This window comes from Thioalkalivibrio sp. ALE14, from assembly GCF_000376845.1.
Lineage (GTDB): Bacteria > Pseudomonadota > Gammaproteobacteria > Ectothiorhodospirales > Ectothiorhodospiraceae > Thioalkalivibrio.
In genome coordinates this window covers 1-20,174 of the sequence record NZ_AQXY01000022.1, presented here as the reverse complement: position 1 = coordinate 20,174, position 20,174 = coordinate 1, and the positions used below count along the sequence as shown (strand labels likewise).

The following is a 20,174-nucleotide window of genomic DNA, read 5'->3' as shown; positions in this document are numbered from 1 at the left end:
TCGAATCGCAGTGGCCGGGGATGCCACCGGGCCAGGAGGTCGTGATGTACCGGATCCAGACCTACAACAACATCGCCGTGCGCGGGCTGGACCGCTTCCCGCGCGACCAGTACGAGGTCGCCTCGGATATCCATCAGCCGGACGCGCTGATGCTGCGATCATTCGACCTGCATTCGGTGGAGATCCCGGATTCAGTCCTGGCCGTGGGCCGCGCGGGCAGCGGGGTGAACAACATCCCGGTGGAGGCCCTGTCGGAAGGGGGCGTGGCGGTCTTCAACGCCCCGGGCGCCAACGCCAACGCGGTCAAGGAGCTGGTGATTGCCGGGCTCTTGCTGGGCGCGCGCAACCTGCTGCCGGCCGCGGGATATGTCCAGGAGCTGGATCCCACCAAGGACGACTTCATGTCGGCGGTGGAGCAGGGGAAGAAGAAATTCACCGGCTTCGAGCTGCCAGGGCGACGCCTGGCGGTCCTCGGCCTGGGCGCGATCGGCGTGGGCGTGGCCAATGCCGCCCGTGCGCTGGGCATGGAGGTGGTCGGCTTCGATCCGAAGGTGACGGTGGAGAATGCCTGGCGCCTGGATTCCGGCATCGAACGGGCGCGCTCGGTGGAGGCGGCGATGGAGGGGGCCGATGCGGTCACCGTGCACGTACCGTTGACCGAAAACACCGCCAATCTGGTGAACGCCCGGAACCTGGCCGGCATGAATCCCGGTGCAATGATCCTGAACCTGGCGCGCGAGGGCATCGTCGAGGACGAGGCCGTGCGCGAGGGCCTCGATGCCGAACGACTGCATGCCTATATCACCGATTTTCCGGTTCAGGGCATGGTGGGCCACCCGCGCGTGATCACCCTGCCACACTTGGGGGCCTCGACGACCGAGTCCGAGGAGAACTGCGCGGTGATGATCGCGGACCAGCTCCGCGACTACCTCGAGAACGGCAACGTGGTGAACTCCGTGAACCTGCCTACGCTGGTCCTGGACCGCAAGGGCGATACGCGCATCGCGATCATCAACCGCAACCTGCCGGACCGGGTCGGGCGCATCTCGCACACCCTGGGCGAATCGAACATCAACATCCTTCACCTGATGAACGACTCGCGCGGCGATCTGGCGTACACCCTGCTGGACGTCGATGGCCATCCGGACGCGGCAACGCTGGATGCGCTGCACCAGATCGACGGCGTGCTGCGAGCGCGGGTGCTGTAGGTCGTGGCCGGGGATTCGCATTCGTCGCGGCCCGCCGAGGGGCTGGAGGACCTGGCTGCTCTGCGCGCGCGCATCGACGCGCTGGATGCCGAGCTGCTCGAGCGCCTGAGCGAGCGCGCCCGCTGCGCCGAGGCGGTGGCACGGGTCAAGCGCCGGCAGGAGAGCGATCCGGTGTTCTATCGCCCCGAGCGCGAAGCGGAGATCCTGCGCCGCGTGCGCGAACAGAATCCCGGCCCGCTGTCCGGCGAGGCGATCACCCGGCTGTTCCGCGAGATCATGTCCGAATGCCTGGCGCTGGAGCATCCGCTGCATGTGGCCTACCTCGGGCCGGTGGGTACCTTCACCCACCTGGCGGCACGCAAGCACTTTGGGCATGCGGTGGAGACCCAGCCGCTGGCGTCCATCGATGCCGTGTTCGGCGCCGTGGAGACCGGGCGCGCGCAGTTCGGCGTGGTGCCCATCGAGAACAGCTCCGAGGGCGTGGTGACCCACACGGTGGACTGCTTCATGGATTCCTCGCTGCAGATCTGCGGCGAGGTCGTGACCCCGATTCACCATCACCTGCTGGCGCAGGCCGAGGACCTCGGCCAGATCCGGCGCGTGCTCGCGCATGCCCAGGCGCTGGCGCAGTGTCGGCAGTGGCTGGACACCGAGATGCCCGATGCCGAGCGCGAGGCGGTTTCCAGCAACGCGCGCGCGGCGGAACTGGCGGCCCAGGACCCGACGGTTGCGGCGCTCGCGAGCCGGGCGGCCGCGGAGCACTTCAATGTTCCGGTGCGCGCACAGCATGTGGAGGATCGCGCCGACAACACCACACGCTTTCTGATCATCGGCTCCGGGACGACCGAGCCGAGTGGGGCCGACCGTACCTCGGTGATGCTGAGCACCGCCAACCGGCCGGGCTCGCTTTACTCGTTGCTCAAGCCGATCGCCGAGGCCGGGATCAGCCTGACCCGCATCGAGTCACGCCCGTCGCGCTGCACGCCGTGGAACTACGTCTTCTTCCTTGATCTGGTCGGGCACCAGCAGGACCCGTTGATCCGCGATTGCCTCGAGCAGCTGCGCGCGAGCGCCGATACCGTGAAGGTGCTGGGGAGCTATCCCCAGGCCGCCACCTGAATCCGCTCGACTTATCTACCTGAACCCGTTACGTGAATGGCCGAGGTTTCCCGCATGGCATCCAACCCCTCCGTATCCGCCGTGGCCGGCGAGGTGTTTGATCCGGTCGCTCTCGCGGTCGCCGGCGTCCGGGGCCTGAGCCCGTATCAGCCGGGCAAGCCGGTGGCCGCGCTCGAGCGCGAATTGGGCATTACCCAGGCGATCAAGCTGGCCTCCAACGAGAATCCGCTGGGGCCGTCCCCACGGGCGGTGGAGGCGGGCCGGATGGCGCTGTCCGAGGCGCATGTCTACCCCGATGGCAATGGTTTCGAGCTGAAGGCGCGTCTGGCCGAGCGCCACGGGGTAACACCCGACCAGATCACGCTTGGCAACGGCTCCAACGAGGTACTGGAGCTGATCGCGCGCACCTGGCTGGCGCCCGGGCGCGCGGCCGTCTTTTCCGCGCATGCCTTCGCCGTCTATCCGCTGGTGACCCAGGCGGTGGATGCGGAGGCACGCGTCGCACCCGCGCTGGCCGCCGACCACCCGGAGCAGCCCTTCGGGCACGATCTGGGGGCGATGCAGGCCCGGATCGACGGCGACGTCCGCGTGGTCTTCGTAGCCAACCCGAACAACCCGACCGGCACCTGGCTGGACGGCGAGGTGCTTGAGGCCTTCGTGGCGGCGATGCCGACGACCACCGTGGTCGTGGTGGACGAGGCCTACTTCGAATATGTCGAGGAGGCGGGATACCCGGATACCACCCGGTGGCTGGAACGCTACCCGAACCTGATCGTGACCCGGACGTTCTCCAAGATCCAGGGCCTGGCCGGGCTGCGCCTGGGCTACGCCGTCAGTTCCCCGGCGATCGCGGATCTGCTGAACCGGGTGCGACAGCCGTTCAACGTCAATGCCATTGCCCAGGCCGCCGGCCTGGCCGCGCTGGACGATGCCGAGCATGTGGAGAAGTCCGTCGCCATCAACCGGGAGGGGCTGCGGCAGGTGAGCGCGGCACTGCGCGAGATGGGGCTGCGCGTGATCCCGTCGGTGGCCAATTTCGTCACCTTTGACACCGGCCGGGATCCCGGTCCGGTGTATGACGCCCTGCTGCGTGACGGGGTAATCACGCGTCCCGTCGAGAACTACGGGCTGCCCGGACACCTGCGCGTGACCGTCTCCACCCGCGAGGACAACGACCGCTTCCTCGCGTCGCTCCAGAAGGCGCTGGCGTGATCGAACGGCTGGTGATCTTCGGCGTCGGCCTGATCGGCGGGTCGCTGGCCCTGGCCTTGCGCGAGGCCGGGGCGGTTCGCGAGATCGTGGGGTGTTCGCGCAATGCCGAGAACCTCCGCGAGGCGCAACGCCTGGGCGTCATCGACCGCTGGACCACGGATGTCGCCGCCGCGGCCGAGGGCGCCGACATGGGCGTGCTCGCGGTCCCGCTGGGTGCGATGGAGCCCCTGGCCCGCGCCCTCGCGGCGGCCTGGCCCGAGGACAGCCCGCTGACCGACGTGGGAAGCAGCAAGCAGGCCGTGATTGACGCGTTGGCGGCTGGCTTTGGCGAGCTTCCGCGGGCTTTCGTCCCCGGCCATCCGATCGCGGGCACCGAGAAGAGCGGGGTGACGGCCGCCTTCCCCAACCTGTTCCGGGATCGCCTGGTGATCCTGACACCGGCGGATGCCACCAATCCAATGGCGACGGACCGCGTGGCCGCGATGTGGCAGGCCGCTGGTGCCCGGGTCGAATACATGACCCCGGCGCACCACGACCGGGTGCTGGCGGCGACCAGCCACCTGCCGCACGTGCTGGCCTTTACGCTGGTGTCGTCGCTCGCCGACATGAGCGAGCGCGACGAGATCTTTCACTACGCCGCCGGGGGCTTTCGTGACTTCACACGCATCGCCTCCAGCGACCCGGTGGTCTGGCGCGACATCTGCCTGGCCAATCGCGACGCCATCCTCGAGGTGATCGGGCATTATCAGGCCGATCTCGAAAACCTGCGCGCCGCGATCGAGCGCGGTGATGCCGCGACCATCGAACAACGCTTTGAACACGCCAAGGAAACCCGCGATCGCCTGTGCGACCCCACGGATGCACAACTGGATACCTGAAAACCTGATGAATACCTTTACCGTACAGCCCGGGGGACAGCTCGCGGGCCAGGCCCGCGTGCCGGGTGACAAGTCGATCTCTCACCGGTCGATCATGCTGGGTGCGCTGGCCGAGGGCGAGACGCACGTGACCGGCTTTCTCGAAGGTGCCGACTGCATGGCCACGCTGGAGGCCTTCCGCGCCATGGGCGTGGCCATCGAGCGGACCGGACCGGGCTGCGTGCGCATCCAGGGTGCCGGGCTGCACGGCCTGAAGGCCCCCGACCGTCCGCTGGACATGGGCAACTCGGGAACCGCGATGCGTCTGCTGTGCGGCGTGCTCGCGGGGCAGGCCTTCGACAGCGAGCTGGTGGGGGATCGCTCCCTCAGCGGGCGCCCCATGCGCCGGGTCACCGAACCCCTGGCCCGGATGGGCGCGCATATCGACACCAGCGGGGCCGGTACACCGCCGCTGCGCGTGCATGGTGGGGCACCGCTTCGCGGCACCGATCACGTGCTGAAGGTCGCCAGTGCCCAGGTGAAGTCGGCCCTGCTGCTGGCCGGACTGTGGGCCGACGGCCGGACCTGCGTGACCGAGCCGGCGCCCACCCGTGACCACACCGAGCGGATGCTGACCGGATTTGGCTACACCGTCGAGCGTGACGGCGCCCGGGCCTGTGTCGAGGGCGGTGGCCGGCTGGTCGCGAGCCCGGTGGATGTACCGGCGGATATCTCATCGGCGGCCTTCTTTCTGGTAGGCGCCTCCATCGCCGCCGGCTCACGCATGCGCCTGGAACACGTGGGGATCAATCCGACACGCACCGGCGTGATCGACATCCTGCGCCTGATGGGAGCCGAGATCCGGGTGCTGGACGAGCGCGAGGCGGGCGGCGAACCGGTAGCAGACCTCGAGGTGGAGGCCGCCGCGCTGAAGGGCATCCAGATCCCCGAGCATCTGGTACCGCTGGCGATCGACGAGTTTCCCGCGATCTTCATCGCCGCCGCCTGCGCCGAGGGCGAAACCGTGCTGACCGGCGCCGAAGAGCTGCGCGTGAAGGAAAGCGATCGCATCCAGGTCATGGCCGACGGGCTGACGACCCTGGGTGTGGATTGCGACGTCCGGCCGGACGGTATCCGCATCCGGGGTGGAGACGGTTTCACCGGGGGCGAGATCGACAGTCACGGCGATCATCGGATCGCGATGTCGTTCGCGATGGCGGGGCTGCGCGCCCGCTCACCCATCCATATCCGTGACTGCGAGAATGTGGGTACGTCTTTCCCCGGCTTCGTGGAACTGGCGCGCGAGGCCGGACTGCAACTGGAGGCAGCATGAGTTCGGAGGTACCGGTTCTGACCATCGACGGGCCGGGCGGCGCCGGCAAGGGCACGGTCTGCATGCGCGTGGCGGCCGCCATGGGCTGGCACCTGCTGGACAGTGGTGCGCTGTACCGCCTGCTGGGTCTGGCGGCACGACAGCACGGAGTGGAGCTGACCGACGAGTCCGCGCTGGTCCGGCTGGCCGCGGGCCTGGATGTGGATTTCGAGGTCAATCGCGACGCCACGGCCGTGACCACCCTGCTGGAGGGGGCGCCGGTGGATCAGTTGCTGCGCACGGAGCAGGCCGGCAGCGATGCCTCGCAAGTGGCCGCGATTCCCGCGGTGCGCGAGGCGCTTTTGGAGCGCCAGCGTGGCTTTGCCAAGGCCCCGGGACTGGTCGCCGACGGACGCGACATGGGCACGGTGGTCTTCCCGGAAGCCGACCTGAAGATCTTTCTGACGGCCTCCGCCGAGGAGAGGGCACGACGGCGTTACATGCAGTTGAAGGAACAAGGACTTAGTGCTAATCTCTCCGCCCTTCAGGATGAGATGGAAGCCCGTGACCGTCGTGACCGCGAACGCAGCGTGGCCCCCCTCAAACCCGCCGAGGATGCCTGGGAACTGGATACCACGGACCTCGACATCGTTGGCGTGGTGGACATGATCCTGGAGCGCCTCCGGGACGTACTCCCGGAACCAAGCCCCCGCCCCGCGGAATAAGCCGTCGGAAGCGGGATCATAAACGTCTAGAACTGGTTGCAGGAAGTCTCTGCAAGCATTTGTTAAACCACAGGTTCACAAATCCATGAGTGAAAGTTTCGCGCAACTGCTCGAAGAGAGCATGGCCTACACCCAGATGCAGCCGGGTGCCATCCTCAGTGCCACCGTCATTGAGGTCACCCCGGAAGTCGTCGTGGTGAACGCCGGCCTGAAGTCCGAGGGGGTCATTCCCACCGAGCAGTTCATGAACGAAGAGGGTGAGCTCGAGGTCAAGGTCGGCGATGTCGTCGAAGTGGCCCTCGAGACCCCGGAAGACGGTTTCGGCGAGACGCGCATGTCGCGCGAGAAGGCCAAGCGGGCCAAGGCCTGGGACCGTCTCGAAGGTGCGATGGAAGAAGAGCAGTACGTCACCGGCAAGATCTCCGGCAAGGTCAAGGGCGGTTACACCGTCGAGCTGGGCGATATCCGGGCGTTCCTGCCGGGTTCACTCGTGGATGTTCGTCCGGTGCGCGATACCGCGTACCTGGAAGGCAAAGAGCTGGAATTCAAGCTCATCAAGCTGGACCGTCGCCGCAACAACGTGGTGGTCTCGCGTCGTGCCGTGGTCGAGCAGGAATACAGCGCCGAGCGCGAAGAGCTGCTGAAAAACCTGCAGGAAGGCGCACAGGTCAAGGGCATCGTCAAGAACCTCACCGACTACGGTGCGTTCCTGGATCTCGGCGGCATCGACGGCCTGCTGCACATCACCGACATGGCCTGGAAGCGCGTCAAGCACCCGTCCGACGTGGTCGAGATCGGCCAGGAAGTCGAGGTCAAGGTGCTCAAGTTCGACCGCGAGCGCATGCGCGTCTCGCTGGGCCTGAAGCAGCTGGGCGAGGATCCGTGGGAGAACATCACCCGCCGTTACCCGACCGGCACCCGCATCTTCGGCAAGGTCACCAACATCACCGACTACGGCTGCTTCGTGGAGATCGAAGACGGCGTGGAAGGCCTGGTGCACGTGTCCGAAATGGACTGGACCAACAAGAACGTCAACCCGGGCAAGATGGTCGCCATCGGTGACGAGGTCGAGGTCATGATCCTGGACCTGGACGAAGAGCGCCGCCGTATCTCGCTGGGCATGAAGCAGTGCCAGTCCAACCCGTGGGACGACTTTGCCGCCAATCACAACCGTGGCGAGAAGGTCCGTGGCCAGATCAAGTCGATCACCGACTTCGGCGTGTTCGTCGGTCTGGAAGGCGGCATCGACGGCCTGATCCACCTGTCCGACCTGTCCTGGCACGAGGCCGGCGAAGAGGCGATCCGCAACTTCAAGAAGGGTGACGAGGTCGAGGCCGTGGTCCTGTCCGTGGATCCCGAGCGCGAGCGCATCTCGCTGGGCCTGAAGCAGCTGGACCGCGATCCGTTCGCCAATTTCGTGGCCGAGCACAGCAAGGGCAGCATCGTGTCCGGTACCGTCAAGGAAGTGGACGCCAAGGCGGCTGTGGTCGAACTGGCCGACGGCATCGACGGCATCCTGCGTGCGGCCGACATCTCCCAGGATCGCGTGGAAGATGCCAGCACGGTCCTGAAGGTTGGCGACACCGTCGAGGCCCGATTCATGGGTGTCGACAAGAAGACCCGCGCCATCAGCCTGTCGATCAAGGCCAAGGATCGTGCCGAAGAAGCCGAGATGGTGTCCGACTACGGCAGCAATGCCGGCGGTGGCACCACCCTGGGCGACCTGCTGAAGGAACAGATGGACAAGAACGACTAAGTCCGTCCTGCGGCGGCCCACGGTGCCGGAAGGTGCCGTGGGCCATTTTGTTCCGGGAAACCGGAATTCCTCCCTGTCTGTGACGAGTGCCAGATGACCAAATCGGAATTGATCGAGAACCTCGCCCGAAAGACACCTCATTTGCCTGCCAGGGACGTCGAGATGTCGGTCAAGGCATTGCTCGAACGCATGAGTCATGCGCTGGCGAACGGGCAACGAGTCGAGATTCGCGGCTTTGGGAGTTTCTCCCTGCATTTCCGGCCCCCGCGGCTGGGTCGCAATCCGAAGACCGGTGAAGGCGTGGCCTTGCCCGGCAAGCATGTGCCCCATTTCAAGCCCGGCAAGGAACTGCGCGAACGGGTCAACGATTCAATAGCAGAGAACGCGTAGGGGAACACTGATCCTCCCCATGAATGACCGGCGTCGACAGAAGATTCGCAACAGCGTGGCATTCGCCGCGTTGATCATCATCTCGTCCGCTGTCGGCATTCTCGTGGTCCTGAACGAGGATCTGGTGACGCTGGCGTTGCCGGGTATCCAGATCGAGGCACCCATGGTGGTGTTTCTCGGGATCGCTGCACTGTTCGGAGTCGTCCTCGCTTCGCTTGTACTGTGGCTGCGACTCCGCCGCCTCCAGCAAAAGATCGCCGACCTTCGCGAACAGAACCACGCCCTCAAAGTCGAGGTCGAGCAGTTGCGTACCGCGCCGATGCGGGATTTCTACTAGTCGCGTGAACCCATGCGACGCCGCCTCTCCCTTTCCGATCCTTTCGCAGCCGGGAACCGTTCTCGCTCATGATCGATGACTGGTTCTGGCTACTGCTGCCGATCGCGGCGGCAAGCGGTTGGTGGCTTGCGCGCTACGGCGTCCCGGAAGACCACGAAGAACGCGAACCGTCCCTGGATCGCTATCTCGAGGGCGTTCGGCACCTGCTGGACGACCGCACCGATGATGCATTGCAGGCCTTCATCGAGATGGTGGAGGTGGATCACGAGACCTTCGAGACCCATGTCATCCTCGGCCGTCTGTTCCGGCGGCGTGGGGAGGTCGACCGCGCCATCCGGATCCATCAGAACCTGGTCGCGCGCCCAACGCTGCCGGACGCCCAGCGCGCGCAGGCCCTGTGCGAACTCGGTGAGGATTTCCTGCTCGCCGGCGTCCTCGATCGGGCCGAGGCCGTATTTCGCGAACTAGCGGATTCCCCCCATCAGGCTGTACCGGCACTGGAGGGCCTGCGTCAGGTCTACGAGACGCAGCGGGAATGGGAGCGGGCGATCGAGGTGGGGGACCGGCTCAAGGGGCACGGTGTCCCGCATGAACACCAGCGAATCGCGCACTACCATTGCGAACTGGCACAGATTGCCCTGGATCAGGGCGACTGGGACGCGGCGCGGGCACGGGCGGAGCAGGCCGAGGAGCTGGTTCCGGGCCTGTCGCGTGCCCTGCTGATCCAGTCGGAGATTGCCGCACGGGCGGGCGAGATCCGCGAGGCGATCCGCTTTGGTCGGGACGCCGTGGCCCGCACCCCGCAACTGGCGCCGCTTCTTGTGCCGCGGATCGAGCGCCTGCACCAGGAATTGCCGGGGGAGAACCGGCTGGGGCAGCTCGAAGATCTGCTGGACGACCTGGCGCGCAATCGCGGCATCACCATGGCTCGAATCGCGCTGATGCGGCTCTATCGGCGCACCGGCCGACTGGATGCAGCCCTCACCGAACTGGGTCTCATTCTGTCCCAGCGGCCCGTACCCACGTCGGGGTTGCTGGAGGCGGTTCGCTGGATGAAGATCCTGCCAGCCGTACAGCAATACAGTACCGAGTTCTCGGCGTTCGAGAAGGCGCTGGCCGACCAGCTCGGGAGTCAGCATCTGTATCAATGCGTGAATTGCGGCTATCAGGGCCGGGCGCATGTATGGCAGTGCCCGAGCTGCCGACGCTGGGATACGCTGCGCGGGCTTGATTTCGACATCGACCAGACGACGGAGGCCGCCGAGGAGGCGCTGATCCGTGAAGGGAGTCCCCATCCATGAACACAATCCCGGAACCCGCAACACGGCTGATCGTGGCGCTGGACTTCGCAGACGCCGACGAGGCTCTTGGCTTTGCCCGCCAACTGGACCCGGCCCAGTGCGCACTGAAGGTCGGCTTCGAACTGTTCGTCGTTGCCGGCCCCGAGCTGTTGCACCGTTTGCACGACTTGGGGTTCCGCGTCTTTCTGGACCTCAAATTCCACGACATCCCGAACACCGTGGCGGCGGCCTGCCGGGCCGCGGCCCGCACGGGGGTATGGCTGATCAACGTACACGCCAGCGGTGGCCTGGAGATGATGCGCGCAGCACACGAGGCGGTGCGCGAGACGAATGACACAACGGCGCTCCTGGCGGTGACGGTATTGACCTCAAGCGACGCCGAGACCCTGCGCGAGACCGGCATCAGCCGGGAACCCTCCGAACAGGTCGAATTGCTGGGAGAACTGGCCATTGCCAGAGCCGGGCTCGAAGGGCTGGTATGTTCCGCACAGGAGGCAAGTGTGCTGCGTCGGCGCCTGGGAGAGCAGCCCTTACTGGTCACGCCGGGGATTCGACTGGAGACGGCCGGCGGCGACGATCAGAAACGCGTAATGACCCCGGAACGCGCCATTGCAGCGGGCGCGAGCGCGATCGTGGTCGGGCGTCCCATCACCCGTGCGGCGGATCCGGCAGCGGCAATGGAGACCTTCGTCTCACGTTTGGCACAGGCCGTATAACGCCACTGGGGTCCGGGGCTTTTCGAGCGGGATCGTTCCGGCTAGGATGCCGTTGGTGCATGGATGCACCGATTGTCCAATGAAGAAAGGGAGGTTTGTGATGAAGCCGATTTTCCAATGCGCGAAATGCTGGGCCCTTGCGGCACTCTGTGTCCTGCCGCTGGTGATGCTGACCGCAACCGGTGGCCAGCCGGTGAACCTGAACAGTGCGTCGGCCGACGAACTGGCGGCACTGGAGAACGTAGGCCCGGTCAAGGCGCGGGCGATCGTGGAGCACCGCGAGGCACACGGTGACTTCGCCTCGGTGCAGGCCCTGACGGACGTGTCGGGGATCGGCGAGCGCACCGTGGAGATGAATCTCGACCTGATCGTCGTCGAGTAGCCCGCAGCGGACGGCGTGTGCAGCGCCGCCCGTTTTCAGCCCCCGGTCGATGGGTCCGGCAGGACGCATGGGCTGGGGGTTCGCTGGTAAGGAAACACTGGTTCATGTACGCACTCGCGTTGGTACCCCAGGTTTTCCGAGACAAGGCGCGGTACGCAGCCGGTAGTGGATCTACCGGCAAGGGCCGCCACGCAGGATCGGGGAACCTGGGGTGCCAACCCCGAAGGGGCTCGGCCGCTTTTGCCTGCGCACGGCGTTGCGGCTCCCTTGTGCAGAATGACTGCACGGCAGTCACCGCGCCTTGTTCGCACGCAAAAGCGACTCGAGCGCGAGCATGTACATGAATCAGTGTTCCTTAAGGAGATGGAATGAGCCAGAGTCACGCCCCGATCCGCACTGCCGTGTTCCCGGTCGCCGGGATGGGTACCCGCTTCCTTCCGGCCACCAAGGCGAACCCGAAAGAGATGCTGCCGGTGGTGGACAAGCCGTTGATCCAGTATGCGGCGGAAGAGGCGGTGGCCGCGGGGATCGAAACGCTGGTGTTCGTCACCGGCCGCAACAAGCGCTCCATTCCGGACCATTTCGACAAGGCCTACGAACTCGAACACGAACTGGAGGAACGGGGGAAGAAGGAGCTTCTCGAACAGGTCCGGAACATCGTCCCCCCCAAAGTCACGTGCGTGTATGTGCGCCAGTCGGACGCACTGGGTCTTGGCCACGCGGTCGCCTGCGCCCATCCCATTGTCCGCAATGAACCTTTCGCCGTGATCCTCGCCGATGACCTGATCGAATCAGCCAACGGGGGGGCGACCCGGCAGATGGTGGAGCAGTACACCGAGCATGGCTGCAGCGTTCTCGGGGTGGAAGAAGTGCCGGAGGATCGTACCCATCAATACGGGATCATCGATCCGGTCCAGACCGGGCCGCGCAGCTGGGATGTCAAAGGCATCGTCGAGAAGCCCGCGCCGGACAACGCCCCGTCGAATGTGGCCGTAGTCGGTCGCTACGTCCTGACTCCGAAGATCTTCGAGATGCTGGCCACGCAGAAACCGGGCGCCGGTGGCGAGATCCAGCTGACGGACGCGATCGCACGCCTGCTGGAACTGGAGCGGGTGACGGCCTTCAATTTCGAGGGACGCCGCTTCGACTGCGGATCCAAGCTGGGGTACCTGGAGGCGACCGTGGAGTTCGCGTTGAACCATCCGGAGCTGAAGGACGATTTCGCGGCCTATCTGCGCGCTCGCTCGGCGACCTGAGGGGTTCGCGTCACCACCAGAAACGGCGCTGGCGCGGCCGGATCGGGAGCCGCCCGCGCCAGTACTGGATCATCAGAAAACCGAAGGCCATGCCGCCCAGATGGGCGAAGTGGGCGATGCCCGCCAGGGTGCCGGAAATCCCCAGGTACAACTCCAGCGCGCCGTAGCCAATCACGAAGTACTTGGCCTTGATCGGGATCGGCAGAAAGATCAGGAACAGGCGCTGGTTGGGGAACATCATCCCAAAGGCCAAAAGCACCCCGAACACCCCGCCCGAGGCCCCGATGGTCGGATAGATCATGTCGCCGTTACCATGGGCGGTCACCACCAGCTGCACCAGCCCGGCGCCAATCACGCAGACCAGGAAGTACACGGCGAAGGTGCGTGAACCCCAGGCGTTCTCGATCTGCACGCCCAGCATCCACACGGCAAACAGATTCACGAACAGGTGGACCGGGCCACCGTGCAGGAAGCCGTAGGTCACCAGTTGCCAGAGCTGGAAGTCCGGCACCCGCATCCAGGTGCCGTCCTGATGGACCGTCGCCGGCGTCCCGATGGGCCAGAGGCCGAAATGGCTGATCAGCCAGTCGCCCAGCCAGGGCATGGCCAGGAACAGGGCGACGTTAGTGACCAGCAGGAAACCGATCACCGGCGGCATCATGCTGAAGTCGGGATGCCGGGGATCCGGGTGGGTCATGGATACGGGTTCCGGATCACGATCCGCTGAAATCGTCGGTCACGGCACCACGGCTCGCCGATCCTACAAGACGGGCGTACTTGCCAAGGATCCCGCGATCAAAGCGCGGGGCCGGCGCCGACCATTCGGCGCGCCGGCGTGCCAGTTCGGCGTCTTCGACCTGGAGCGCCAGGCGATTATCGGCGGCATCGATCTCGATGAGGTCGCCATCCCGCACCAGCGCAATCGTGCCGCCGGCCGCGGCCTCGGGCGCGACATGGCCCACCACCATCCCGTAGGTACCGCCCGAGAAACGGCCATCGGTAATCAGGCCGACGGCATCCCCGAGACCGGCGCCGATGATGGCGGCCGTCGGTGCCAGCATCTCGCGCATCCCGGGCCCGCCTCGCGGGCCCTCGTAGCGAATGACGAGGATGTCGCCCGCCTGCACCTGGCCGGCCAGGATCGCGTCCAGGCATTCCTCCTCGGAATCGAAACAGCGTGCAGGCCCGGAGATCGCCGTCCGTTTGAGGCCGGTGATCTTGGCAACCGCACCTTCGGTTGCCAGATTCCCCTTGAGGATCGCCAGATGGCCGTGCGGGTACAGGGGGCGGTCCATGGGGCGGATGATGTCCTGATCCGCGGGAGGCGTCGCGGAGATGTCCGCCAGTGTCTCGGCGAGCGTCGCGCCCGTGATGGTCAGGCAGTCGCCGTGCAGCAGGCCGGCTTCCAGCAGCATTTTCATCACCTGCGGGGTGCCGCCCACCGCATGGAACTGGGTGGTCACATAGCGCCCGGAAGGCTTCAGGTCGCACAGCACCGGGACCTTGCGGCGGATGCGCTCGACGTCGTCGATGTCCAGTTGCACGTCGGCGGCGTGCGCGATGGCCAGCAGATGGAGTACCGCGTTGGTCGAACCGCCCAGGGCCATGACCACGGCCAGGGCGTTCTCGAAGGCCTCGCGGGTCAGGATATCGCGCGGACGTCGGTTCGCATGGATGGCCTCCAGCAGCACCTCGGCCGAGCGCGCGGCGGAATCCCCCTTTTCGGGATCCTCCGCGGCCTGGGTCGACGAGCCGGGCAGGCTCATGCCCATGGCCTCGAAGGCACTGGACATGGTGTTGGCGGTGAACATGCCACCGCAGGAGCCAGCCCCCGGGCAGGCGCCCTTCTCCACGCCCAGCAGGTCCTCGTCGGACAGGTTACCGGCACCATGCTGGCCGACCGCCTCGAAGGCGCTGACGATGGTCAGGTCCTGCCCCTTGTAGTGGCCCGGCTTGATGGTGCCACCGTAGACGAAGATCCCGGGGACGTTGAGGCGGGCGAGGGCGATCATCGCCCCGGGCATGTTCTTGTCGCAGCCGCCGGTGGCCAGGATGCCATCCAGGCTCTGGCCATTGACCACGGTCTCGATGGCGTCGGCGATCACTTCGCGCGAAACCAGCGAGTACTTCATTCCGGGCGTCCCCATGGAGATGCCGTCGGAGATCGTGATGGTGCCGAAGGTCTGTGGCATCCCCCCGGCGTCGCGTACCGCCTGCTCGGCACGGGCGGCGAGGGCACCAATGCCCATGTTGCAGGGCGTAATGGTGCTGTGGGCGTTGGCGATACCCACGATCGGACGCTGGAAGTCATCATCCCCAAAGCCGACGGCGCGCAGCATGGCGCGGTTTGGCGTGCGGCGGGGGCCTTCGGTGACGACGCGGCTGCGACGGTTGTCCTGTGCCATGTTCTTCCCTGTCGTGGTGGCTGGATAGGCGGCAGGTCCGGATACACCGATCCGGCAATCATGCCTTCATCAAACGCGGATTAATGGGCGCCGGGATCGCCGTGGCGCAAATAGCGACCGTTCATGAAGTGGTCGAAGAACTGTCCGAGGGCCGGGTGCTCGATCTGCTTGCCACGAGTATCCGGCTCCAGATGGCGTTCGGCCACATACGTGCTGTGCGAGTAACCGTCCACCAGCACGTGATACCACGGTTGATCCTTCGGCGGACGGCTCTTCGCCACAGTTTCGTACCATTCGTCAGACCCGGCGTAGACCGGGTCCACATCAACGATCACACCGCGGTAATCGAACTTGGTATGGTGAACGAGCTCACCGACGGTAAAGCGTGTGCGTGTGGTCATAATCCCCTCTGTACTGCCTCGGTGCGCTTTTCTCTATAGTGGACCGTCGCCGGCGTTGCGTGTTCAAGCGGCGTCGGGTTCTTCCAACGTGCTTTGCTGTAGTCCCTGAACACCCTTCACGGTGCCGCCATGAGTCGCAACCCGTCCGGTCTTGATCCCAGCTTTCACCTGCACATCCCGGAGGGTGATGATCGCGAACGGCGCGTCTGTGACCATTGTGGCTTCGTTGACTACGAGAACCCCCGAATCATCGTCGGCAGCGTGGCCATCTGGGAAGACCGTGTCCTGCTCTGTCGTCGGGCCATTGACCCACGCCGAGGCTACTGGACGCTCCCGGCCGGTTTCATGGAAAAGGGCGAGAGCCCGGCGGAGGGGGCCCGACGCGAGGCCTGGGAGGAGGCCCGCGCCGTACTGGAGACCGATCAGCTGCTGGGCGTCTACAGCGTTCCACACGTGGGACATGTACAGATGATCTACCGCGCGCGACTGCTCAGTGACGCGATCGCGCCAGGGCCGGAATCGGAGGAAGTGGGCCTGTTCCGGTTCGACGCGCTGCCGGAGGATCGCGCCTTCCCGTCCGTAACCTGGGCCCTGCGCCATTACCTCGAGACCCGCGAACGCACCGATTTCGCCCCGCGCTCGGCGCCGCTACCCGACCCGGACGACGCGATCCCGGGTCTCTGACTAGCCCCTGAACCGGCTGCCTAATCGCTCCCGGACGGGGCGTCGTCACGCTGCGGTCCGTAGTGGCGGAATTTCTCCAGGACGCGCTCCATTTCCGCATCGTCCAGCAGCTGCGGCCCCCCGATCTGCAGGCTCAGCACATACTGGCGCGCCAGCAGCTCGACCTCCTCGGTGAGCCACAGGGCCTGTGCCAGGTCCGGCCCGGCCGCAATCATCCCGTGATTGGCCAGCAGGCACGCCGTGCGATCGCGCATGGCCTCGACCGCCCGCTGCGAGAGGGCCTCGGTGCCGAAGGTGGCGTACGGGGCGCAGCGGATCGAGTTCCCGCCAGCGGCCGCGACCATGTAGTGCAGGGCCGGGATATCGAGGCCCTGGATCGCCACTACGCTGGCATATACCGAATGCACATGGATGACCGCACCCAGATCCGGACGCGCCTGCAGGATGGCGCGGTGGAAGTGCCACTCGCTGGAGGGCTTCCGGTCCGGATCCCACCGGCCTTCGCCATTCACGAACACCAGGTCCTCCGGTTGCAGGGCCTCGTAGGCCACGCCGGAGGGCGTGATGAGCATGCCATCACCCAGACGCACGCTGATATTGCCGGAGGTGCCCTGGTTCAGACCCCGCCGGTTGGTCTCCAGACCGGCGTGGATGACAGCCTTGCGTAGGGTGGTCTCGTCTACGGCCGAGGGAGCGTGTTCGTGCATGGGGATAATAAGGTGGTGGGTACAGGGGGATTGTACCGGGTTCGGCGGGAACCCCGCGCAAATCCTGGGGTCAACGGTGAAAGCCCGGGGCGCCGGATGCGAACAGGTCCATCCAATGGAAAACCGGCGGGTGAACCGACTATAGTTAACTTGCATATTCCGTTCGCCGGATACAGGCGAAGTCTTTGTTTCTTAAAGGGAGTACACGCCATGAAGAAAGCCGCAAGTCTGTTGACCGCCACCACCGTCGCTACCGCCCTGACCCTCGGGCTGGGTGCCGCAAGCACCGCTCACGCCTTCGAGGACCACGGCCCCACGATCGACTACCGCCAGGGGGTGATGAGCGCGATTGGGGGTAATGTGGGGGCGTTTGCCGCGGTGGTCGTGGACGGCGCCGAATTCGGCGACAACCTGAAGATGCATACGAGCCAGCTTGTGGCTCTGACTCAGGACATCCCGAGCCTCTTTCCGGAGGGAAGCGATTTTCCGGAAACCGATGCCAAGGAAGAGATCTGGGATAACTGGGAGCGCTTCGAAGAGCTCTCGAATGACACCCGCGAAGCCGCCGAGGCGCTGCACGCCGCAGTGGAGGCCGGCAACGAGGACGAATACGCCATTCGCTTCCGCAACCTCGGTCAGTCCTGCCAGGCCTGCCACGACGACTTCCGCCGCGACTGATCCGCGGTGGTGATGAGCACGAAGGGGCTGACAGCCGGTCTGTCAGCCCTTTTTCTGGTGGGCGCGGTCGCCCAGGCGGAAGTCTCGATCGGCGAACATGACCCGTCGGCCGGTCGCGACGAGCAGATCGCCTATGGCGAGTATGTGCTGCGGGCGGGAGGCTGCGTAACCTGTCATACGGCGGACGACGGGGAATTTCTGGCCGGGGGCCGGGCAATCGAAAGCCCGTTCGGGGCCTTCTACGGCCCGAACATTACGCCGCACCCGGAACACGGCATCGGCAACTGGTCCGAGGACGAATTCAAGCGCGCCCTGCTGGAGGGGCGGGGTCCGGACGGGCGGCATTACTACCCGGCGTTTCCGTACACCGCGTACACCCGAATGCAGCCACGCGATGTAGAGGCCCTGTGGGCCTTTCTGCAGTCCGAGGTGGAGCCAGTGGCCCGCGAGAACACGCCCCATGACCTGGTCTGGTACGCCCGCTTTCGTCCGTCACTGATCGGCTGGAAATGGCTGCATTTCGAGCCGGGCACCTTCGAGGCCGACCCGGACCAGTCGGACGACTGGAATCGCGGGGCGTATCTGACCCACGCCCTCGGTCACTGCATGGAGTGCCATACCCCGAGGACCCGCACCGGGGGCCTCGACCTGAACCGCATCGGGGCCGGGGCACGGCTGCCCGATGGCGACGTCGCGCCGAACATCACCCCCGATCGTGAGACTGGAATCGGCCGTTGGGGCGAGCGGCATATCGCCCGTTATCTGGAAATGGGGCTGACACGGGATGGCGACTTTGCGGGAGGCAGTATGGCCGAGGTGATCGATCATGGAACCGCTCACCTGACGGATGCCGACCGGCGCGCCATCGCAATCTATCTCGGGTCCCTGGAGGCCCTCGAGCACGAGCCCGACTAGGGATTGCGAAGCCCTTCGGCACCACGAAAAAGGGCCAGGTCACAAGACCTGGCCCTTTTTCTGTATCTGGCTCCCCGGGACGGGCTCGAACCGCCGACCTAGTGATTAACAGTCAGCGCCAAGCCCTTTCCGGAAACCCTTGTCACAAGGGGCGTTCCGTTCGCAACTACCTGTTTGGTAGTGGTTTCGATCCTGACACCAAGTGACATTGAGTGTCAAGAAATATCCTCCTATACTGTGACCATACTGTGACCGTCACAGCAAGTGAGGAATGTTCACATGCCAACGTTGACCGAGGCGCGACTCGCGAAACTGGAACCACCGGAGAAGGGCCGACGCCTGGTCTTCGATGACCATAAAGAAGCCCCGAAGGGCTTCGGTATCCGTGTCACCAGCGGAGGAAAGAAGGCCTTCGTCCTGCGGTACCAGTCGAAGCAAGGCAAGGATCGCTTGATGACAATTGGCGACTACGGCACCTGGTCACTGGCGGCTGCTCGAAAACGGGCAGGGGAGTTCCGCCAGGAGATCGACGGCGGAACCGATATCCTTGAGCAAAGGCGCGAAGAACGCGCGCAAGCCACCGTCCGCGAAGCCCTCAAACGCTTCCTGAAATCGAAGGCCGGGATTCGCTCGCTGGCGAGTGTGCGCGGGATTATGGAGAACCACCTGGCCAGTGCATTGGGTGACCGCAAGATCCGGGACATTCGGAAACATCACCTGATCGAGGTGGTTGAGGACGTGGCGTCGACGCACGGCCGCACCGCAGCCCTACTGTTGACGTACACCAAGCAGCTATTCGGATGGGCGGAGGATCGCGGCTTGGTGGAAGTGGACGTTTCCGCCGGGATCAAACCGCGCAAGGTGGCCTCGAGCCTGTCTCCTAAGCGAAGGGATCGCATCCTGACGGACGGAGAAATGCGGGCGCTTTGGACCCGGGAGGAGCCGCCAGAGGGTATGCATCCAATGACGCTCCTAGTGTTGCGCATGATCCTCATAACGGGGCAGAGGCCGGGGGAGGTGGCCGGCATGAAGTGGTCCGAAGTCCACGGCGATATCTGGACCATCCCTGCGAACCGGCGCGGAAAGACCGAAACCGCTCACACCGTGCCCCTGAGCGGGACCGCCCAGGCGCTACTGAAACAGGCAGCGCAGACAAACGAAAGCCGGGCGTTCGTCTTCGCGGCCCGAGGGGACCGTGCGCCGGGGACTGCCGCCATTGCAAAGGCCGTGCTGCGCTGTGCGGATGAACTTGGAATGGAACTCGAAACCCGTTGGCGGCCACACGACTTGCGGCGGACTATGCGGACTGGCCTTGCCGCTGCACGGGTGCCGGAGCATATCGCCGAGCTCGCCATTGGCCACACCAGGAAGGGCATGGCCGCAGTCTATGACCTCCACCGCTATGACGATGAAAAGCGCGCCGCGATGGAGGCATGGGAACGCCGTTTGCTGTTCACCGTCGATCCTTCGCAACATTCAGGCAGGGTTATTCCGCTGCAAGCGGCGTGGCAATGATGGACCGCCCCGAACTGTTCTGGTCAAGTGAGAACGGACACCCCTCTAAGCAACGGCCTTTTCCCACTCCCGGGGGGTAAGTTGGCCCAGGGCCGTGTGGGGTCGGACGCTGTTGTACTGCATTTCGATGTACTCCACGACATCCAGTCGGGCGGCCTCGCGGGTACGGTAGGTCCGGGCGTCGGTCCACTCGCTTTTCAGTGCGCCGAAGAAGCGCTCCATCACCGCGTTGTCCCAGCAGTTGCCCTTGCGGCTCATGGAGGGCACGAAGCCCAACGCATCCAGCCGTTCCTGGTAG

Annotated in this window: 22 protein-coding genes; 17 read left to right on the top strand and 5 right to left on the bottom strand. The window is 65.4% G+C overall.

Annotated features, from left to right (window positions below):
• Nucleotides 1-44: 44 nt before the first annotated feature.
• From F572_RS0103420 to galU, 13 genes are all read left to right on the top strand, one after another.
• A complete protein-coding gene (locus tag F572_RS0103420; RefSeq protein ID WP_017942276.1) occupies nt 45-1,208 on the top strand; it encodes a phosphoglycerate dehydrogenase in 1,164 nt (387 codons plus the stop codon).
• A gap of 3 nt (nt 1,209-1,211) precedes the next feature.
• The gene (gene pheA, locus F572_RS0103415; RefSeq protein ID WP_017942277.1) at nt 1,212-2,327 is read left to right on the top strand and encodes a prephenate dehydratase; all 1,116 of its coding nucleotides are present in this window, start codon (nt 1,212-1,214) and stop codon (nt 2,325-2,327) included.
• Nucleotides 2,328-2,381: 54 nt separating this feature from the next.
• A complete protein-coding gene (gene hisC, locus F572_RS0103410; RefSeq protein ID WP_026143065.1) occupies nt 2,382-3,539 on the top strand; it encodes a histidinol-phosphate transaminase in 1,158 nt (385 codons plus the stop codon).
• A complete protein-coding gene (locus F572_RS0103405) occupies nt 3,536-4,417 on the top strand; it encodes a prephenate dehydrogenase/arogenate dehydrogenase family protein (RefSeq protein WP_017942279.1) in 882 nt (293 codons plus the stop codon). Before hisC ends, F572_RS0103405 begins: the two co-directional genes overlap by 4 nt.
• Before the next feature lie 7 nt (nt 4,418-4,424).
• The gene (aroA, locus tag F572_RS0103400; RefSeq protein WP_017942280.1) at nt 4,425-5,729 is read left to right on the top strand and encodes a 3-phosphoshikimate 1-carboxyvinyltransferase; all 1,305 of its coding nucleotides are present in this window, start codon (nt 4,425-4,427) and stop codon (nt 5,727-5,729) included.
• Nucleotides 5,726-6,433, top strand: a complete 708-nt coding sequence (cmk, locus tag F572_RS0103395; RefSeq protein ID WP_017942281.1) for a (d)CMP kinase — start codon at nt 5,726-5,728, stop codon at nt 6,431-6,433. Before aroA ends, cmk begins: the two co-directional genes overlap by 4 nt.
• A gap of 85 nt (nt 6,434-6,518) precedes the next feature.
• Nucleotides 6,519-8,189 (top strand): 30S ribosomal protein S1, encoded by a 1,671-nt coding sequence (gene rpsA, locus F572_RS0103390; RefSeq protein ID WP_026143066.1) that lies wholly within the window; start codon nt 6,519-6,521, stop codon nt 8,187-8,189.
• A gap of 93 nt (nt 8,190-8,282) precedes the next feature.
• On the top strand, nt 8,283-8,579 hold the full coding sequence (locus F572_RS0103385) for an integration host factor subunit beta (protein ID WP_017942283.1): 297 nt from the start codon (nt 8,283-8,285) through the stop codon (nt 8,577-8,579).
• Nucleotides 8,580-8,598: 19 nt separating this feature from the next.
• On the top strand, nt 8,599-8,916 hold the full coding sequence (locus F572_RS0103380; protein WP_017942284.1) for a LapA family protein: 318 nt from the start codon (nt 8,599-8,601) through the stop codon (nt 8,914-8,916).
• Between the two features lie 68 nt (nt 8,917-8,984).
• Complete coding sequence (locus F572_RS0103375) at nt 8,985-10,217, top strand: tetratricopeptide repeat protein (protein ID WP_017942285.1); 1,233 nt, start codon at nt 8,985-8,987, stop codon at nt 10,215-10,217.
• On the top strand, nt 10,214-10,933 hold the full coding sequence (pyrF, locus tag F572_RS0103370; protein WP_017942286.1) for an orotidine-5'-phosphate decarboxylase: 720 nt from the start codon (nt 10,214-10,216) through the stop codon (nt 10,931-10,933). The genes F572_RS0103375 and pyrF overlap by 4 nt, the downstream gene beginning before the upstream one ends.
• Nucleotides 10,934-11,033: 100 nt before the next feature.
• Nucleotides 11,034-11,315, top strand: a complete 282-nt coding sequence (locus F572_RS0103365) for a ComEA family DNA-binding protein (protein WP_017942287.1) — start codon at nt 11,034-11,036, stop codon at nt 11,313-11,315.
• A gap of 368 nt (nt 11,316-11,683) precedes the next feature.
• A complete protein-coding gene (gene galU, locus F572_RS0103360) occupies nt 11,684-12,571 on the top strand; it encodes a UTP--glucose-1-phosphate uridylyltransferase GalU (protein WP_017942288.1) in 888 nt (295 codons plus the stop codon).
• Nucleotides 12,572-12,581: 10 nt separating this feature from the next.
• On the opposite strand, the gene F572_RS0103355 is transcribed toward galU, so the two are convergent.
• The 3 genes from F572_RS0103355 to hspQ all read right to left on the bottom strand — a co-directional run bounded on the left by F572_RS0103355 (nt 12,582) and on the right by hspQ (nt 15,377).
• Nucleotides 12,582-13,268: a rhomboid family intramembrane serine protease gene (locus F572_RS0103355; protein ID WP_017942289.1), complete on the bottom strand. Its 687-nt coding sequence runs from the start codon at nt 13,266-13,268 to the stop codon at nt 12,582-12,584.
• A 16-nt stretch (nt 13,269-13,284) separates the two neighbouring features.
• Nucleotides 13,285-14,976: a dihydroxy-acid dehydratase gene (gene ilvD / locus F572_RS0103350; protein WP_017942290.1), complete on the bottom strand. Its 1,692-nt coding sequence runs from the start codon at nt 14,974-14,976 to the stop codon at nt 13,285-13,287.
• Between the two features lie 80 nt (nt 14,977-15,056).
• Nucleotides 15,057-15,377: a heat shock protein HspQ gene (gene hspQ / locus F572_RS0103345; protein ID WP_017942291.1), complete on the bottom strand. Its 321-nt coding sequence runs from the start codon at nt 15,375-15,377 to the stop codon at nt 15,057-15,059.
• 129 nt (nt 15,378-15,506) lie between these two features.
• Between hspQ and F572_RS0103340 the strand changes: the two genes are divergently transcribed.
• Nucleotides 15,507-16,061, top strand: coding sequence for an NUDIX domain-containing protein (locus F572_RS0103340; RefSeq protein WP_017942292.1), 555 nt, complete (start codon nt 15,507-15,509; stop codon nt 16,059-16,061).
• Nucleotides 16,062-16,081: 20 nt separating this feature from the next.
• Here F572_RS0103340 and F572_RS0103335 read toward each other — a convergent pair whose 3' ends face one another.
• On the bottom strand, nt 16,082-16,768 hold the full coding sequence (locus F572_RS0103335; RefSeq protein WP_017942293.1) for a class II aldolase/adducin family protein: 687 nt from the start codon (nt 16,766-16,768) through the stop codon (nt 16,082-16,084).
• A 210-nt stretch (nt 16,769-16,978) separates the two neighbouring features.
• On the opposite strand from F572_RS0103335, the gene F572_RS0103330 reads away from it, so the two are divergent.
• The 3 genes from F572_RS0103330 to F572_RS0103320 all read left to right on the top strand — a co-directional run bounded on the left by F572_RS0103330 (nt 16,979) and on the right by F572_RS0103320 (nt 19,876).
• On the top strand, nt 16,979-17,446 hold the full coding sequence (locus F572_RS0103330; protein ID WP_017942294.1) for a cytochrome c: 468 nt from the start codon (nt 16,979-16,981) through the stop codon (nt 17,444-17,446).
• Nucleotides 17,447-17,458: 12 nt separating this feature from the next.
• Nucleotides 17,459-18,361, top strand: coding sequence for a cytochrome c (locus F572_RS0103325; protein ID WP_017942295.1), 903 nt, complete (start codon nt 17,459-17,461; stop codon nt 18,359-18,361).
• 279 nt (nt 18,362-18,640) lie between these two features.
• The gene (locus tag F572_RS0103320) at nt 18,641-19,876 is read left to right on the top strand and encodes a site-specific integrase (RefSeq protein WP_017942296.1); all 1,236 of its coding nucleotides are present in this window, start codon (nt 18,641-18,643) and stop codon (nt 19,874-19,876) included.
• Nucleotides 19,877-19,921: 45 nt separating this feature from the next.
• Here F572_RS0103320 and F572_RS0103315 read toward each other — a convergent pair.
• Nucleotides 19,922-20,174 (bottom strand): integrase core domain-containing protein (locus F572_RS0103315; protein WP_018158399.1); only part of this gene is annotated, 253 nt, incomplete at its 5' end.